Source organism: Planococcus sp. ISL-110 (genome assembly GCF_018613575.1).
In the GTDB taxonomy this organism is placed as follows: domain Bacteria; phylum Bacillota; class Bacilli; order Bacillales_A; family Planococcaceae; genus Planococcus.
On sequence record NZ_JAGGPX010000044.1, the window covers coordinates 1 to 1,487 of the forward strand.

Below are 1,487 nucleotides of genomic sequence, written 5' to 3' on the forward strand. Positions count from 1 at the left end.
ATTCTTCAAGATTAGGGGTTTGCAGATATAGCTGGCGGTCCTGTTTTTCCAGTTCTACGAGAGTTTTGTCTTTCATAAACAACCTCACTAGTGTTGCATAAATAGTGACGGAATATTCAGTCACTCTGTTCCAATTATTTTTGCCAAAAAGGGAAGCACCCGAATAAAGGTAGCATTGTCCATTTGGCAAATTTATACATCTTTACAGAAGCAACAGGGAATGAACAACTTTTTACGGCACTTTTTCACTTCCGATTTTTCGGAGCCAGTACTGGGGATTTTTCCAAAGATTGGCGACCAGTACACGCGCAATTCGTAAGATTGATGTGGTGCTCTTCGTGTCCATTTGCACCAGCACGTTCAAGCAATAGGCGATCAAAGCCAGGTATACCTGGTTTTTCACGGCGTTTTCGCTTTGCCCATAAAAATGCTTGATTTTCACGTGCTGCTTGAGCCATTTGAAGAACAGTTCAATGGCCCAGCGCGACCGATAAATATCACTGATTTCCTCCACGGAAAGATCGAATCGGTTGGTGATCAGCCGCAACACGTCTCCCTTTCCGTCCGGGAGGGTGAGAACTCGAAAGACATTTCCCGTACAGTTGGTGGCGTTTCCCACAAACGACATTGTATCGGAAACAGCGTCGCTTCCTTCCGGAAGTTTAAATGTTTCTACCGGATGGACGACGGCTTTGTTCTTCAGCCGGGAAACGAAAAAGATTCCGTCTTCCGTAAAGGCATCAAAGCGTTCATAGTCGATGTAGCCACGATCGAAAACATACATGGCTTCCTTGTCGTCGATAAGCACTTCCAACTGATTGCGGTCGGATTCCTTGGCATTGGTCATGACTTCTTTGTCGGGATAATGCGTCCCGTATTCATCAAAAACCAGCCGCAGATGCAGTTTGATCCCAGACTTCGTCTTCCGGAATTCGGCCCACTTGAAATAGTTGACATTCAAGGGGAGTGTCGTGGAATCGATGATTTTTAGCAATATGCCCTTTTTCGGTGCCAGCTTTTGGGCGGCAATCTGGCTCACTAACTGCTGGAAAAGATTCGAAAGAATCGCTGGATCCAACTGGTTATTTTTACGGGAAAGCTGTGACACACTGATGGAGTCCACTCCGACCGCCCGTTGGAAATCGGCGTTCGTTAACGCGGCTTCCAAAGCATGAAGACTATCCGCCTCGGTCAATTGTGCGTGCAGCATCAAAAACAGATAGGCCTGTGTCGTCAATTTCTTCGTGTATCGATCTTGTCCGTGAACCTTCACGGTTTCGTTGAATTTCTTAAAATTAATGGTGCTAAGCCATTTACCAAATGAAGTTTTTCTAGTATTCTTGTCCATGAGTTGGTCCTTTTTATTGGATTTGGACAGGAACTACCTGACCTTTTCATTATAAAGGACTTTTTCTTTTGGTTTTCGTCAGTTTTCGAATGTTTTATGAATTCCTAATCTTCAAAAATAATTAATGCAACACTAGTGA

The 1,487-nt window shown here is 44.3% G+C and carries 2 protein-coding genes; both read right to left on the reverse strand.

Annotated features, from left to right (window positions below; all coding sequences use genetic code 11):
* Window positions 1-190, reverse strand: a 190-nt coding sequence (locus J7I83_RS17605) for a hypothetical protein (RefSeq protein ID WP_215102919.1), incomplete at its 3' end; no start/stop codon positions are given.
* Window positions 191-232: 42 nt separating this feature from the next.
* Window positions 233-1,348, reverse strand: coding sequence for an IS4 family transposase (locus tag J7I83_RS17610; RefSeq protein ID WP_215102921.1), 1,116 nt, complete (start codon window positions 1,346-1,348; stop codon window positions 233-235).
* Window positions 1,349-1,487: the final 139 nt, after the last annotated feature.

Coding starts and splice junctions, on each gene's coding strand:
- J7I83_RS17610 (WP_215102921.1), bottom strand. CDS start 1,348: ATGGACAAGAATACTAGAAAAACTTCATTTGGTAAATGGCTTAGCACC.